The organism is Pantoea sp. App145 (assembly GCF_047947045.1).
GTDB lineage: Bacteria > Pseudomonadota > Gammaproteobacteria > Enterobacterales > Enterobacteriaceae > Pantoea.
Genome location: NZ_CP133290.1, coordinates 3,462,872 through 3,477,781, shown reverse-complemented (window position 1 = coordinate 3,477,781; position 14,910 = coordinate 3,462,872). Strand labels below are relative to the sequence as shown.

Annotated in this window: 13 protein-coding genes; 6 read left to right on the top strand and 7 right to left on the bottom strand. The window is 55.1% G+C overall.

Translation table 11 applies throughout. The annotated features are described in order from the left end of the window. Positions 1–19: 19 nt before the first annotated feature. The 3 genes from RCF31_RS16125 to exbB all read right to left on the bottom strand — a co-directional run bounded on the left by RCF31_RS16125 (position 20) and on the right by exbB (position 2,729). Positions 20–1,336, bottom strand: a complete 1,317-nt coding sequence (locus tag RCF31_RS16125) for an MFS transporter (RefSeq protein ID WP_299459583.1) — start codon at positions 1,334–1,336, stop codon at positions 20–22. A 242-nt stretch (positions 1,337–1,578) separates the two neighbouring features. Further along, entirely contained in the window at positions 1,579–2,001 is a 423-nt protein-coding gene (gene exbD, locus RCF31_RS16120) for a TonB system transport protein ExbD (RefSeq protein ID WP_084876831.1), read from the bottom strand. 5 nt (positions 2,002–2,006) lie between these two features. Continuing rightward, positions 2,007–2,729, bottom strand: a complete 723-nt coding sequence (exbB, locus tag RCF31_RS16115) for a tol-pal system-associated acyl-CoA thioesterase (RefSeq protein WP_299460467.1) — start codon at positions 2,727–2,729, stop codon at positions 2,007–2,009. A gap of 355 nt (positions 2,730–3,084) precedes the next feature. Between exbB and RCF31_RS16110 the strand changes: the two genes are divergently transcribed. The 5 genes from RCF31_RS16110 to RCF31_RS16090 all read left to right on the top strand — a co-directional run bounded on the left by RCF31_RS16110 (position 3,085) and on the right by RCF31_RS16090 (position 8,047). Next, positions 3,085–4,062 (top strand): TRAP transporter substrate-binding protein, encoded by a 978-nt coding sequence (locus RCF31_RS16110; protein WP_416411675.1) that lies wholly within the window; start codon positions 3,085–3,087, stop codon positions 4,060–4,062. Positions 4,063–4,110: 48 nt separating this feature from the next. Beyond that, a complete protein-coding gene (locus RCF31_RS16105) occupies positions 4,111–4,617 on the top strand; it encodes a TRAP transporter small permease (protein ID WP_416411674.1) in 507 nt (168 codons plus the stop codon). A gap of 15 nt (positions 4,618–4,632) precedes the next feature. Beyond that, positions 4,633–5,919: a TRAP transporter large permease gene (locus RCF31_RS16100; RefSeq protein ID WP_416411673.1), complete on the top strand. Its 1,287-nt coding sequence runs from the start codon at positions 4,633–4,635 to the stop codon at positions 5,917–5,919. A 169-nt stretch (positions 5,920–6,088) separates the two neighbouring features. Continuing rightward, positions 6,089–7,279 (top strand): cystathionine beta-lyase, encoded by a 1,191-nt coding sequence (metC, locus tag RCF31_RS16095; RefSeq protein ID WP_299459572.1) that lies wholly within the window; start codon positions 6,089–6,091, stop codon positions 7,277–7,279. Between the two features lie 105 nt (positions 7,280–7,384). Next, the gene (locus RCF31_RS16090; RefSeq protein WP_299459569.1) at positions 7,385–8,047 is read left to right on the top strand and encodes a DedA family protein; all 663 of its coding nucleotides are present in this window, start codon (positions 7,385–7,387) and stop codon (positions 8,045–8,047) included. Here RCF31_RS16090 and RCF31_RS16085 read toward each other — a convergent pair. After that, positions 8,042–8,968 (bottom strand): AraC family transcriptional regulator, encoded by a 927-nt coding sequence (locus tag RCF31_RS16085; RefSeq protein WP_299459566.1) that lies wholly within the window; start codon positions 8,966–8,968, stop codon positions 8,042–8,044. The genes RCF31_RS16090 and RCF31_RS16085 overlap by 6 nt on opposite strands. Before the next feature lie 204 nt (positions 8,969–9,172). On the opposite strand from RCF31_RS16085, the gene dkgA reads away from it, so the two are divergent. Continuing rightward, positions 9,173–9,997, top strand: coding sequence for a 2,5-didehydrogluconate reductase DkgA (gene dkgA, locus RCF31_RS16080; RefSeq protein ID WP_416411672.1), 825 nt, complete (start codon positions 9,173–9,175; stop codon positions 9,995–9,997). A gap of 53 nt (positions 9,998–10,050) precedes the next feature. On the opposite strand, the gene ftsP is transcribed toward dkgA, so the two are convergent. The 3 genes from ftsP to parC all read right to left on the bottom strand — a co-directional run bounded on the left by ftsP (position 10,051) and on the right by parC (position 14,659). Then, the gene (gene ftsP, locus RCF31_RS16075) at positions 10,051–11,478 is read right to left on the bottom strand and encodes a cell division protein FtsP (protein ID WP_299459560.1); all 1,428 of its coding nucleotides are present in this window, start codon (positions 11,476–11,478) and stop codon (positions 10,051–10,053) included. 124 nt (positions 11,479–11,602) lie between these two features. Further along, positions 11,603–12,340, bottom strand: coding sequence for a 1-acylglycerol-3-phosphate O-acyltransferase (locus RCF31_RS16070; protein WP_416411671.1), 738 nt, complete (start codon positions 12,338–12,340; stop codon positions 11,603–11,605). Between the two features lie 48 nt (positions 12,341–12,388). Next, positions 12,389–14,659 (bottom strand): DNA topoisomerase IV subunit A, encoded by a 2,271-nt coding sequence (gene parC, locus RCF31_RS16065; RefSeq protein ID WP_299459555.1) that lies wholly within the window; start codon positions 14,657–14,659, stop codon positions 12,389–12,391. Between the last annotated feature and the right edge of the window lie 251 nt (positions 14,660–14,910).

Here is a 14,910-nt window from a genome sequence, read left to right as displayed (position 1 = left end):
TTGCGCATTTTTCCAATAATCAGGCATTGACGGTTGTGGCACTGTGCCGCGTTCGATACTGCTTCACCATGCGGCCAATCAGCAGGGTACCAATCAACCCGCATACCGCCGCGAACGACAGCCATACGCCCGGCATCGCTTTATCGCCCGTTGCATGGATCAGATAGCTGGAGACCGCCGGGGTAAAGCCGCCAAACAGCGCCGTTGCCAGGCTGTAGGCCAGCGAGAAGCCTGAAGCACGTACTTCGGCAGGCATAATTTCCGCCAGATACACCACCATCGCGCCGTTATAGCTGGCATACAGGAAGGAGAGCCACAGCTCGGCGATCACCAGATGAGAGAAGGTTGGCGCACCCACCAGCCATTTCAGCACTGGCCAGGCCGTCAGGATCATCAGGATGGTGAAGAAAATCAGTAACGGGCGGCGACCCACGCGATCTGACAACGATCCCATCACCGGCAGCCAGAACAGGTTGGAAAGCCCCACAAACAACGTCACCAGGAAGCTTTCTTTGTCGCTCATCATCAGCACCGTTTTGCCGAAGGTTGGGGTAAAGGCGGTGATCATATAGAACATCACCGTGGTGGTGACCACCATCAGCATACCGGCTAATACCAGCGCCCAGTTCTGCCCCACCGAACGCATAATCTGGCGCATGGTCGGATGATGTTTGCGCTGGCTGAAGGCTTCAGTTTCCTCCAGCATGCGACGAATCCAGAACAGGAACGGCACAATCAGACAGCCGATAACAAACGGAATACGCCAGCCCCACTCAGTGACCGCGTCTTTTTCCAGCAGATGATTCAGCCCCAGGCCCAGCAGCGCTGCGAAGATCACCGCCACCTGCTGGCTGCCGGATTGCCAGCTGACATAGAAGCCCTTGCGTCCTTTCGGCGCAACTTCGGCCAGATAAACCGATACCCCGCCCAGTTCCACACCGGCTGAAAAGCCCTGCAACAAGCGACCCAGCAGAATCAAGATTGGCGCAGCCGCACCTAACGTGGCGTAACCCGGCACCACAGCGATGGTCAGGGTACCGAGCGCCATGATGCCGAGCGTCACCAGCAGCCCTTTACGACGACCATGATGGTCAATATAGGCACCGAGGATGATCGCGCCCAGCGGACGCATCAGAAAACCCGCACCAAAGGTCATCAGCGTCAGCATCAGCGACGCAAACGGGTTATCACCGGGGAAAAAGGTTTTAGCAATGGCGGTCGCGTAGTAACCAAAGACCATGAAATCATACATTTCAAGGAAATTGCCGCTGGTTACGCTAAAGATGGTTTTGGCACCGCTCTGCGATGATTTTTGTAAAGACGAAGGTGAGCTCATAGGTTTTCCAGGTTTCTTCCATGCGTAAGACTTCCTTGTAGCGTGGTCGTCAGCGGATGAATGTGATCACCTTCACCATTGCACTTTACAAAAGCAGGGGTATAAGTAACAAAGTATTAACAAAACCGATCCACAGAATATTTGCCCATTTATGGCATCGATTCGTGATTTCCTGTTTTAATCAGCAAAGACTCATAACAAAAAGGGCGTCCATCCGGACGCCCTCATAACCCTGGGTGAGATTACTTCTTCACCGTTTCCATACCCATCAGGCCGATTTTCAGATATCCGGCCTCACGCAGCTGATCCATTACTGACATCAGGGTTTCATAACTCACCGACTTATCTGCCTGGAAGAAGATAGTGGTGTCTTTGTTACCTTCGGTCTGCGCGGTTAACGCATTGACCAGCGTCTCTTTCGTTACCTGATCATTGCCGATATAGACCTGATTATCTTCTTTAATCGACAGATAGACCGGTTTTTCCGGACGCGGCTGCGGCGCACTGGTGGAAGCAGGCAGGTTAACGCGCACATCCACTGTTGCCAGCGGTGCGGCCACCATGAAGATGATCAGCAGAACCAACATCACGTCGATAAACGGCGTCACGTTGATTTCATGCATTTCGCCATCGCTTTCCAGGTCGTCGTTTAAACGCATCGCCATAGCAATTACCCTACGCGCAGTTTCTGTGCGGCAGACGGACGAGCCACTTCGTTAGTCACTTTTCCCAGGTCCAAATCACGGCTCTGCAACAGCAGCACCTGTGCCGCGACGTCGCCCAGCGAGGCTTTGTAACCGGCAATCATACGGGCAAACACGTTGTAGATGACCACAGCCGGGATAGCCGCCACCAGACCAATCGCGGTCGCCAGCAACGCTTCGGCGATACCGGGTGCAACAACGGCGAGGTTAGTGGTTTGAGTTTGGGCGATACCGATGAAGCTGTTCATGATACCCCAGACGGTGCCGAACAGGCCGATAAACGGCGCAACCGAACCGATGGTGGCGAGGAAACCATTGCCACGACCTGCGTGACGGCTAAAGGCCCCGACACGGCGCTCAAGGCGGAAACTGGTACGTTCTTTAATGCCGTCGGTGTCTTCAGTACCGGCGGAGAGTTCCAGCTCGTTCTGCGCATCATTCAGCAGCACGGCGCTGTGGCTATGGCCTTTAAAGCTGGCAGCAGTGCGTGAAGCTTCATCCAGTGAACGCGCTTCGCTCAATGCGATGTGTTCACGCTTCAGACGACGTTTCGCTGAACTCAGCTCGGCAAACTTACCGAAGAAAAGTGCCCAGGTCACCACGGAGGCCAGTAACAGGCCAATCATTACCACCTTTACCACGATATCGGCATGATGATACATGCCCCAAACGGAGAGATCCGTCTGCATCAAATCACTGGCTACCACGCTGCGTCTCCAACTTCAATTGCACAGTTCACGATCGAGCGCGGATCATAACAAATTACCGGGTCGAATTGATAGTAGTTCTCATTACTATTTACAAACGAAAGGTGCGCTTTTTCTCCACAGTTTGTGATGAATGAGTATCCGTTTGGTCACCGGTTTTATAAATGTGATGCAGCATGTAAAATTATTAAAACAACGTTTCAAAATGTGATGCAATTCATTCAATCAACATCTGACCCGTTTTTCGCCAGCTGTTTTTCACTATTCTGAGCCAGCCCTGCCCATTCGTGGTGTCTTTGCACCGCGCGTTTTCGATACCTCAATGCTGGAGTAAAAAATGACGCTGAAAAAACGACTACTCGCCGTTTCATTGTCCTCCATGTTCGCCCTGCTGGCCTGTAGTGCCCATGCCAAAGTGCTTAAAGTGGCGGAAGTGCAACCCGCAGGTTATCCCACCGTGGTCGCGCTGGAGCATATGGGTGAGAAACTAAAACAAGCCACCGATGGCCGTCTGGAGATGAAAGTCTATGCCGGTGGCGTGCTGGGCGATGAAGATCAGACACTGCAACAGGTACAGCTGGGGGCGATCGATATGATCCGCGTCTCGCTGGCACCGGTCACCACCATCGCCCCCGAAACCAGCGTGCTCACCCTGCCGTTTATCTTCCGCGATGAAGATCATATGCACAAAGTGCTGGATGGCAGCGTGGGCGAGCAGATCGTCAATAAATTCGATCAGGATCCTAATACCCGCATGGTGTTCCTCGGCTGGACCGATGCCGGTACGCGCAACATGATCACCAAACAGCCGCTCGCCAAACCTGAAGATTTGCAGGGCATGAAGATTCGCGTGCAGAACAGCGCCATTTCCCTTGCCACGCTGAAAGCGATGGGGGCCAATCCGGTGGCGATGGGAGTGAGCGAGGTGTTCAGTGCGATGCAAACCGGTGTGGTTGACGGCACGGAGAACAATCCACCGACCTTTGTTGCCCACAACTATTTGCCAGTGGCGAAGTACTACACCCTGACCGGCCACTTTATTCAGCCGGAAATGATCCTGTTTTCCAAAACAGCCTGGGATCGTCTCTCCGCCGACGATCAGGCGCTGCTGAAGAAGTTGGGTAAAGAAGCCCAGGATGAAGAACGTCAGCTGTGGGCAACCTATACCCAGCAATCGATCGAGAAGATGAAAGCCGGCGGCGTGACCTTCCAGCAGATCGATCGTGACTACTTCGTCAAAGCAACCCAGCCGGTGCGCGATCAGTTTGGCGGCAAATATCAGGATCTGATGACGCAGATCGCCGAGGTGAAATAACCCTTTTGCGCCATGCAGCCGCGTGGCGTCTCACTCAGGATGCGAACAATGAACGCATATTCCCGTTGGATGGATGGGCTGTACCTGCTGTGCATGTGGGTTGCCGCGGCGGCGCTGATGATTATGGTCACAGTGATTCCGATTGGCATCTTTGCGCGCTACGTGCTGAACAGCGCGCTCTCGTGGCCGGAACCCGTGGCGATTATCTGCATGATCATTTTTACCTTTATTGGCGCACCGGTGGGACTACGCGCAGGTACCCATATTTGCGTGTCGATGGTGACCGATCGTCTGTCGCCTGCTGGCCAAAAGCGGGCGCTGCTGCTGTGCAATCTGCTGCTGATTACCCTGTGTCTGATTCTGTTGCGCGCCAGCTACAACCTGTGCGAAGCGATGTGGATTCAGCCGCTGGCCTCGCTGCCCAATGTCACCTACGGCGAGATGTATTTACCGATCCCCATCGGCACCGCTTTTACCCTGCTGTTTGCCCTGGAGCGCCTGCTGAACGGTGACCAGAGCCAGCGCCCAATCGTCACCCTTGGCGGCACACACTAACTTCGGAGCATCGCGATGGACGCATTCATTCTGATTGGCAGTCTGATCCTGTTGCTGTTGGTTGGCTTTCCCGTGGCCTTCGCCGTCGGGTTTAGCGCCTTTATCGGTGCCTGGTGGATCGACCTGCCGCTGGAAGCAGTGGTGATTCAGATCACCAACGGCATCAACAAATTTTCGTTACTCACCATCCCGTTTTTTATTCTGGCCGGGGCGATTATGGCTGAGGGCGGCATTGCGCGACGGCTGGTGAACTTTGCCTACATCTTTGTCGGGTTTATCCGTGGCGGGTTATCACTGGTCAATATTGTCGCCTCCACCTTTTTCGGTGCGATTTCCGGTTCATCGGTGGCCGATACCGCCTCGATAGGTTCGGTAATGATCCCGCAGATGGAAGAGAAGGGTTATCCACGTGATTTCGCCGCCGCTGTGACCGCCAGTGGTTCGGTACAGGCGGTGCTGACGCCCCCCAGCCATAACTCGGTGATCTACTCGCTGGCAACCGGCGGTGTGGTGACCATTTCCTCGCTGTTTGTCGCCGGTATTCTTCCCGGTCTGATGTTAGGTGGCTGCCTGATGGTGATGTGCCTCGGTTTTGCACGCAAACGCGATTATCCCAAAGGGGAAGCGATCCCATTTCGCCAGGCACTGAAGATCTTCTTTGATGCCTTCTGGGGGCTGTTTACCATCGTCATCATTCTGGGCGGTATCCTTTCCGGGATTTTTACCGCGTCAGAATCCGCCGCCATCGCCTGCCTGTGGGCGTTCTTTGTCACCATGTTTATCTACCGTGACTTTAAGTGGAACCAGCTGCACATTCTGCTGTTCCGTACCATCAAAACCGTGACCATTGTGATGGTGCTGATCGCCTTCGCCGCCGGTTTTGGTGCGGTGATGACTTTTATGCAGTTACCCACCGCCATTACTGCGGCCTTTACCAGCCTGTCGGATAATAAGTATGTGATCCTGATGTGTATCAACGTACTGCTGCTGGTGATCGGTACGCTGATGGATATGGCCCCGATCATCCTGATCCTGACGCCGGTGCTGTTACCGGTGGCAACCTCTCTGGGTGTCGATCCGGTCCATTTCGGCATGATCATGATGACCAACCTCGGTATCGGGCTGATCACCCCGCCGGTAGGCACGGTGTTGTTTGTCGCCAGTGCGGTGAGTAAGCAGAAAATTGAACAGGTGGTGGGTGCGATGCTGCCGTTCTACTGCATATTGTTTCTGGTGCTGATGCTCATCACCTATATTCCGGCGCTGTCACTGTGGCTGCCGCATGTGATGGGGGTGATGTAACACTGTCGTAGCGGCGCGATTTATCGCGCGTTTTTAAAAACCGCGCGATAAATCGCGCCGCTACGGAATCAACTAAGGTGACTGTCTGATATTCCACAATCAGGGTCAACGCGCAGGCGCGATTCGTGGTAACGTGGTTCCTTTGTGGAATGCGGCAGAAAAGGCAGTGATGGCAACGAAAAAAATAGACACCACGCTGGTAAGCGCGGGACGCAGCAAACGTTACACTCAGGGCTCAGTGAACAGCGTTATTCAGCGCGCCTCATCGCTGGTTTTCGATACCGTGGCTGATAAAAAACGCGCCACCGCCGGACGGGCGAAAGGCGAACTGTTTTATGGCCGTCGCGGTACGCTGACACATTTCTCCCTGCAGGACGCGATGACGGAACTGGAAGGCGGTGCCGGTTGCGTGCTTTATCCCTGTGGAGCCGCTGCGGTTGCCAACGCCATTCTGTCTTTCGTCGAGGCGGGCGATCATGTGCTAATGAGCGGTGCGGTGTACGAACCCACCCAGGATTTTTGTACCAAAATCCTCAGCAAACTCCAGGTCACCACCACCTTCTTCGATCACTGCATCGGCAACGAAATCAGCGCGCTGGTGCAGCCGAATACCCGCGTGGTGTTTCTGGAGTCACCGGCCTCCATCACCATGGAAGTGCAGGATATTCCAGCCATCGTCGCTGCGGTCCGCACGAAAGCGCCTGACGCCATCATTATGCTCGATAATACCTGGGCGGCGGGGGTGTTGTTTAACGCTCTGGAGCATGGCGTCGATATTTCTATTCAGGCAGGCACCAAATATCTGATTGGCCACAGCGATGCAATGATCGGTACCGCAGTGGCCAACGCGCGCTGCTGGGATCAGCTGCGTGAAAATTCCTACCTGATGGGACAGATGGTTGATGCCGATACCGCTTATATGGCGAGCCGTGGTCTGCGTACGCTGGGCACCCGCCTGCGTCAGCATGAAGAAAGCGGATTGCAGGTGGCGGAATGGCTGGCTGCACGACCGGAAGTGGCGCGGGTCAATCATCCGGCGCTGGCGCAGTGCAAAGGCCATCAATTCTGGCAACGCGATTTTACCGGCAGCAGCGGCCTGTTCTCGTTCATTCTGCATGAGAAACTGAGCAGCGAGCAGCTGGCGGGATATCTCGACGGTTTCCACCACTTCAGCATGGCGTATTCCTGGGGTGGCTATGAGTCGCTGATTCTGGCGAATCAGCCGGAAGAACTGGCGGCGATTCGCCCGGCAGGCGGCGTTGATTTTACCGGGACACTGGTGCGGGTGCACATTGGTCTGGAACACGTTGCTGACCTGATTGAAGACCTGCAAGCCGGGTTTGACCGCCTGAAGCGCTAAAATCTTCAACAGAAGCTCAACAGGCTGGATTCGCGTGGCAAAGATCAACGTTTGCTGCTACGCGGGCCGTTAAAATACTATCCTTGTGACTTGATGGAATAGCAGATGGGTGTTTTACATGAGATTGTCCACGCACTCTGGCATCAGGATTTTGCCGCGCTGGCCAATCCGGATGTGGTGTGGATTGTCTACGGCGTGATGTTTGTGACGCTGTTTCTGGAAAACGGTTTGTTACCGGCCTCTTTTCTGCCGGGCGATAGCCTGTTGCTGCTGGCCGGTGCCATGGTCGCCAAAGGTGTGATGGACTTTGTCCCTACCATGGTGATTCTGACCACCGCCGCCAGTCTCGGCTGCTGGCTGAGTTATTTGCAGGGGCGCTGGCTGGGCAATACCAAAATGGTGAAAAGCTGGCTGATGCACTTACCGGCACAATATCATCAGCGAGCCTGGCAGCTGTTTAATCGCCACGGGCTGATGGCGCTGCTGGTCGGTCGTTTCCTGGCATTTGTCCGTACCCTGCTGCCCACCATGGCGGGCATTTCTGGTTTGCAGAATGGTCGTTTTCAGCTTTTTAACTGGCTGAGCGGGCTGCTGTGGGTATGCATCGTGGTGGCATTCGGCTACGGCATCAGCCAGGTACCCTTCATCAAACGCCATGAAGATCAGGTGATGGCGGTGCTGATGCTGCTGCCCGTGGTGCTGCTGTTTGTCGGCCTGGCTGGCAGCATTCTGGTGATCTGGAAAAAAAGACGCCCGAAGGCGTCATAACAGCTGCGCGGCGTCAGCGGGTGATTCAAATATCGTCTGACGCACGCGGCTCACCTCCTCTCCCGGCGTCACGCCAAAATAACGTTTAAACTCGCGGGAAAACTGCGAGGGACTTTCATAACCGACGCGCACCGCTGCAACGCTGGCCCGCATGCCATCCTGAAGCATCATCAGACGCGCCTGATGCAGGCGAAAACGCTTCAGATACTGTAACGGCGAGGTTTGCGTCACCGCTTTAAAGTTGTGATGAAAGGCCGATACGCTCATGTTCACCTCCGCCGCCAGCGTTTCCACGCTGAGGTTTTCACTGAAATGACCTTCGATACGGCGTAGCGCGCGGGCAATCTGGCTGAACTGCGTCTGGCGGCTGATCATCGACAGCAGCGCGCCTCCGCACGGCCCGACCAGCACGTAGTAGATGATTTCCCGCACGATTTGCGGCCCCAGTACGCGCGCGTCACGCGGCTTACGCAGCACATCCAGCAGTCGTTCGGCAGCACATAACATCTCTTCACTGAGAAAGGCGGAATGGATGCCCGAGGTTTGCGGCTGCGGCTGGAAATCTTCATCGTCGCCAATCTCCATCAGCAGATCCTGCAGGCTGGCATTGTCCACGGTGAGACAGATCCCCGCCAGCGGCTCCTCCGGCGTGGCCTCGGTTTCACACTCCACCGGCAACGGCACGGTGAGCATCAGATACTTGGTGGCATCGTAATGAAATACCGTGCTGCCGAGATAACCGGTTTTGCGCCCCTGAAACAGGATGACGATGCCGGGCTGATACATCATGGGCGTACGCGGCAGCGGTTCATCGGCATAGATTAAGCGTACGTTTTCCAGCTGGCACAAGGGTTGGCTGCCAGGCTTCATCAACGCAATGACCTGCTGGGCCAGCTGGCGGCAAAGGGTGTCATGGGGCATGGCAGATTCTCTCGCAGCAAAAAGGTCAGTTTGCCGCAGTGCAGGCGAAAGCTCCAGCCAGCTGGAGAATCAGGCAAGAATCCAGCAGAAACAGACAGCACAAAAGCGCCGCAGAATTGCCACAATGATCCCGGCGCTAAGGTTTGTTGACTAGAATTAACCTCAGTGTTTCCGGTGAGTCACTGCGACAAATAAGGAGCAACTATGGCAGACCAACCACTGATTAAACTGCATGACGGCAATATGATGCCGCAGCTCGGACTGGGTGTCTGGCAGGCGAGTATTGAAGATGCACGCAAGGCGGTAGTAAAAGCGCTGGAGGTCGGCTATCGCTCCATCGATACCGCTGCCGCCTATAAGAATGAGGAAGCGATTGGTCAGGCGCTACAGGAAACCGACGTGGCGCGCGACAGCATTTTTGTCACCACCAAGCTGTGGAATGACGACCAGAAAAACGCCCGGCAGGCACTGGAAACTAGCCTGGAAAAACTCAAACTGGATCAGGTCGATCTCTATCTGATGCACTGGCCTTGCCCGGCAAAAGATCTGTATGTCGGAGCCTGGCAACAGATGATTGAATTGCAGAAACAGGGTCTGACCAAAAGCATCGGCGTGTGTAATTTCAACGAAGCGCACCTGAAACGCCTGATGGATGAAACGGGTGTGTCGCCAGTGGTGAACCAGATTGAACTGCATCCGATGCTACAGCAACGCACTCTGCACGCCTGGAACGCGATGCACCAGATCCAGACTGAATCCTGGAGCCCGCTGGCACAGGGCGGTAAAGGGGTGTTCGATCAGGACGTGATCAAAGAACTGGCGAAGAAATATGGCAAAACCCCGGCGCAGATCGTGATTCGCTGGCACCTGGACAGCGGTCTGGTGGTGATTCCGAAGTCAGTGACCCCAGCGCGCATTGAGGAAAACATTAAGGTGTTTGATTTCCGGCTGGAAAAAACCGAGATCAGCGATATTACTGCACTGGATATCGGCAACCGGCTGGGACCGGACCCGGAGAGTTTTAATTAATAACCGTATACGTAACGGCGCGATAAATCGCGCCGTTACAGATTTTAGGAATATCAGTTAGTTGGATTAACCAGCAGCTGCCCTGCAGTACCGCGATCGGCCAGTTCCAGCGTCTGGCTGTAATAAACAAACGGGAAATGCTCCGACGAACTCTGCGGGAAACTCACCAGCAACTCGACATCCCCATCCACCCACACTGTATCTTTCCAGCCGCGATCTTCACCCATCGGCTGTGCACCGTTGACACTTTTAATCAGGAACATCACGCCCTGAATATGCAGCGCCTGCGGGCGGTCGGCATGCAGGATCCAGCGTTCAAAGGTGCCCTGCTGTACCGTGGTATCGATACGTCCCATATTCCACATCGCACCATTGATGCCCGGCATACCGTCGCCAATGCGGAATTCGCGGGTGCGTACCGCCACACCATCGAGGATCTGATCCGCCAGCAAACGCATCGGCAGATTGTCCGTGACCAGCGGCAGCAAGCCGGTTGGGCGCAGCGACAGCACCAGCGTATTGGCAAGGATCGATGACGGCTCAAACAGGCCGCGCAGTCGATCCATCAATCCCGCAGCAGTACCCGCAGTGATCGACACTTCATCACCCTGCGACATATCCACCAGCACTTCGCGCCGCTCGCCCGGTGCCAGCGACAAACGCTGTACCGCGACCGGGGCCGGTAAGAAGCCCTGATCGCTGGCGATCACCGTAAAGGGGCGATTATCGGAGAAAGCCAGATCGTAGCGACGTGAGTTTGAGGCATTCAGCAGACGCAGGCGGACCCAGCCACGCGAAACATCCACATACGGGTTCTGCACGCCATTAACCAGCAACGTATCACCAAGGAAGCCGCCATCCTGCGGCGGGTCATAGACCGGTGTGGCAAAGTTATCGAGACGCTTGTCCTGAATCACCAGCGGGAAATCATCCACGCCATAGTGTTTCGGTAGCGGCAGCGCCTTACTGACGTCATCTTCAATCAACCACATCCCCGCCAGGCCATTATAGACATGGGGTGCCATACGATTGGGCGTATTGGCGTGATACCACAAGGTCGCCGCGCCCTGACGAATCGGCAATACCGGCGCCCAGTCTACACCGGCTGACATCAATCGCGGTGCGCCTCCCATCAGCGCGCCCGGCACCTGCAAACCGCTGACGGTCATGGCGACGGGTTCATTCAGCCGATTACTGTAAATCAGCTTCACATCGTCGCCGCTGTAGACACGCACGGTCGGGCCAAGGTACAAGCCGTTAATGCCCCACACCGGCACTTTGTTGCTGTTGCCGCTGAATGACCAGTGGCTGCGCTGGAGCGTAAGAAATAGCGGTTGGCCGCGGCGTGATTCAATCAACGGCGGTACGGGAAGCGGCGTATCGCCGACAGGCGCGGAAGCGGCACGCGCAGTGCTGGTTACGCTGGTGGCAAGTGCGACACCGGCAGAAAGCTGAATAAACTGACGTCTGCTGCAAGACATAAAACTTCAGACCTTTTGAGCGTGGCGTGAGGACGCCGTCCATTTTTTTCTAATTGCTATTGCTGTGCTGCACCCGGAGAGGGTCTGTTGCGTACGGGGCAGATTGCCTGCCCCGTGGGGCCGGTCAGATTTTACCGTTTTTTTCGCGCTCGGCGACTTCAGCGTTTAATTCTTCCAGCTTAGCCGACATTAATTCACGACAATGGGTCGCCAGCTTACGCACCGAACTGTTAGCAAACTCGCTGGTATCCACTGGCGGCAACATCTCGACAATCACCAGACCGTTTTTGAGGCGGTTGAGTTTGATTTTGTCATGGGTGTTGGACACCACCACCGGGATAATCGGCACACCCGCTGCCATCGCGGCATGGAATGCACCGGTTTTAAACGGCAGCAGGCCACGTCCACGACTGCGCGTTCCTTCCGGGAACATCCAGAACGAGATGCGCTTCTTTTTAAACTGATCGATTAACTCACCAATGGTGCCATGTGCTTTAGCGCGATTGTCACGATCAATCAGCAAATTACCCGCCAGCCAGTACAGCAGACCAAAAAACGGTATCCACAGCAGGCTTTTTTTGCCCACGGTTACCGTGGTGGGCTGCACAATATTGGCGGCGGTGATCATATCGTAGTTATTCTGGTGGTTTGCGATGTAGATAGCATTACCATAGCTCTCCGCATCCGCCGGTTTACGCAGTTCCACCTTGACGCCAAACACCGTCGATAAGCGGCCAAACATGTGGCCGAACGTGGCGACATGGCGTGGATTGCGTGGTGAAAACAGGCACCAGATACAGCCAAACACACAGACCAGAATCGAGTAAATAACGACAAAAATAGTCCGTAAAATTAGTAACATAGTTTCCTCAGTAGTGGCATACCCTTGCCTGCTTTATTCTTTGCAGGGTTACTCTTCACTCTCACCGCCCTGGCGCGTAGGGGCATCCAGCTCGACGCGGTCAATACGTTGCAGACCACGCGGCAGCAACGTACCACGACGACCACGGTCAGCGCGGAACTTCTGCAATTCTTCACTACGCAGCAACATCTTACGTTTGCCGACATGCAGGGTGATGGCACTGCCTGACGGCAGGATCAGCAGCCATACCAGTTTATCCGTCCCCGCCGCAGCCTCCGCGGAAGGAATCGAGATGATCTTGTTCCCCTTGCCTTTCGACATTTGCGGCAGTTCGCCGACCGGGAACATCAGCATACGCCCGGCCTGGGTTATCGCCAGCAGCATGTCATCTTCATGATTGACTGCCATCGGCGTCATCACTTTGGCATTTTCCGGCAGCGTCAGCAGCGCTTTACCGGAACGGTTACGCGATACCAGGTCCGCAAAGGTACAGATAAAGCCATAACCGGCGTCAGAAGCCATCAGCAGTTTCTGCTCATCCGGCTCCATCAGCACCTGTTCCATCACCGCACCTGGCGGTGGCGTCAGCTTACCGGTCAGCGGTTCGCCCTGACCACGCGCCGACGGCAGCGAGGTTGGGTCGAGGGTATAGCTGCGTCCGGTGGAGTCGATAAAGGCCACCGGCTGGTTACTCTTACCGCGTGCGGCAGCCAGATAGCTGTCCCCTGCCTTGTAGCTTAGGCCGGAAGGATCAATATCGTGCCCTTTGGCGCTACGTACCCAGCCCATCTGTGACAGCACGATGGTGACCGGCTCGGCGCTCACCAAATCATTCTCGCTCAGCGCTTTGGCTTCTTCGCGCTCACGCAACGGTGAACGGCGATCGTCACCGTAGGTCTGGCTATCTGCCTGCAATTCTTTCTTCAGCAGGTTGCTCATCTTGCGCTCGGAGGCAAGAATCGCCTGCAACTGGTCACGCTCTTTTTCCAGCTCTGCCTGCTCACCGCGAATCTTCATCTCTTCGAGTTTAGCGAGGTGACGCAGTTTTAATTCCAGAATCGCTTCAGCCTGGGTTTCGCTGATGTCAAAACGTGACATCAGCACCGCTTTCGGCTCATCCTCAGTACGGATGATGTGAATCACTTCATCAATATTGAGGAACGCTACCAGCAAACCTTCCAGGATATGCAGGCGACGCAGTACGCGATCCAGACGGTAATTCAGGCGACGCGTCACGGTATCGCGGCGATAGATCAGCCATTCCGAGATAATTTCCAGCAGGTTTTTCACCGCCGGACGGTTATCCAGGCCGATCATGTTGAGGTTAACGCGGTAACTTTTTTCCAGGTCGGTGGTGGCAAACAGATGATTCATCACCTGATCCAGATCGACCCGGTTCGAACGCGGCACAATCACCAGACGGGTGGGGTTTTCGTGATCGGATTCATCACGTAAGTCTTCCACCATCGGCAGCTTTTTATTGCGCATCTGCGCGGCGATCTGTTCCAGCACCCGCGCACCGGATACCTGATGCGGCAGCGCGGTGATCACCACTTCACCGTCTTCTTTTTTCCATACCGCGCGCTGGCGGATGGAACCACGACCGTTCTGGTAAATCTTACGGATTTCATCACGCGGGGTGATGATCTCCGCTTCGGTCGGGAAATCCGGGCCGTGCACGATATCCAGCAACTCATCCAACGTGGTGTTCGGCTTTTCGATCAAGGTGATCGCCGCCTGCGCCACTTCACGCACGTTGTGCGGAGGAATATCGGTCGCCATACCCACGGCGATGCCGGTGGTGCCGTTCAGCAGGATATTCGGCAAACGCGCCGGTAACATTTTCGGTTCCTGCAAGGTGCCGTCAAAGTTGGGAATAAAATCCGACGTGCCCTGGCCCAGCTCACTCAGCAGAATTTCGGCATATTTAGACAGGCGTGATTCGGTGTAACGCATCGCCGCAAAGGATTTCGGATCATCCGGCGCACCCCAGTTGCCCTGACCATCCACCAGCGGGTAGCGGTAAGAGAACGGCTGCGCCATCAGCACCATCGCTTCATAACAGGCGCTGTCGCCGTGCGGATGGTATTTACCCAGCACGTCACCCACGGTACGCGCTGATTTCTTAAATTTGGCGCTGGCATTGAGGCCCAGCTCGGACATCGCATAGACGATACGGCGCTGTACCGGCTTGAGGCCGTCACCGATATACGGCAGCGCACGGTCCATAATCACGTACATCGAGTAATTCAGGTACGCGTTTTCTGTAAATTTGTGCAGGGCAAGACGCTCTGCACCATCCTGCGTCAATTCGCTCATTAAGCTCGCATCCTCACTTCGTGGCCCACAGCGGCGGGACATCCGGCGGTCATTTGGCGAGGATAGTACCTTATTCGCGTGGCTTAGTCACAGGGGGTAAGCCATCTCTGGTCGCAGGAATCTTTATCGGGAAATTAATGTGAAGCCGGTTATAAAAATAAAATAGAATGAGATCATGATCACAATGAATATTCCCGGCATTCTGTGAGCATGATCTCAATTAATTTTCATTCATCACGTTTCGTATTAAT

Bases quoted from the DNA above. Each gene is read 5' to 3' on its own strand.
- RCF31_RS16125 (WP_299459583.1), bottom strand. From the start codon at position 1,336: ATGAGCTCACCTTCGTCTTTACAAAAATCATCGCAGAGCGGTGCCAAA.
- exbD (WP_084876831.1), bottom strand. From the start codon at position 2,001: ATGGCGATGCGTTTAAACGACGACCTGGAAAGCGATGGCGAAATGCAT.
- exbB (WP_299460467.1), bottom strand. From the start codon at position 2,729: ATGCAGACGGATCTCTCCGTTTGGGGCATGTATCATCATGCCGATATC.
- RCF31_RS16110 (WP_416411675.1), top strand. From the start codon at position 3,085: ATGACGCTGAAAAAACGACTACTCGCCGTTTCATTGTCCTCCATGTTC.
- RCF31_RS16105 (WP_416411674.1), top strand. From the start codon at position 4,111: ATGAACGCATATTCCCGTTGGATGGATGGGCTGTACCTGCTGTGCATG.
- RCF31_RS16100 (WP_416411673.1), top strand. From the start codon at position 4,633: ATGGACGCATTCATTCTGATTGGCAGTCTGATCCTGTTGCTGTTGGTT.
- metC (WP_299459572.1), top strand. From the start codon at position 6,089: ATGGCAACGAAAAAAATAGACACCACGCTGGTAAGCGCGGGACGCAGC.
- RCF31_RS16090 (WP_299459569.1), top strand. From the start codon at position 7,385: ATGGGTGTTTTACATGAGATTGTCCACGCACTCTGGCATCAGGATTTT.
- RCF31_RS16085 (WP_299459566.1), bottom strand. From the start codon at position 8,968: ATGCCCCATGACACCCTTTGCCGCCAGCTGGCCCAGCAGGTCATTGCG.
- dkgA (WP_416411672.1), top strand. From the start codon at position 9,173: ATGGCAGACCAACCACTGATTAAACTGCATGACGGCAATATGATGCCG.
- ftsP (WP_299459560.1), bottom strand. From the start codon at position 11,478: ATGTCTTGCAGCAGACGTCAGTTTATTCAGCTTTCTGCCGGTGTCGCA.
- RCF31_RS16070 (WP_416411671.1), bottom strand. From the start codon at position 12,340: ATGTTACTAATTTTACGGACTATTTTTGTCGTTATTTACTCGATTCTG.
- parC (WP_299459555.1), bottom strand. From the start codon at position 14,659: ATGAGCGAATTGACGCAGGATGGTGCAGAGCGTCTTGCCCTGCACAAA.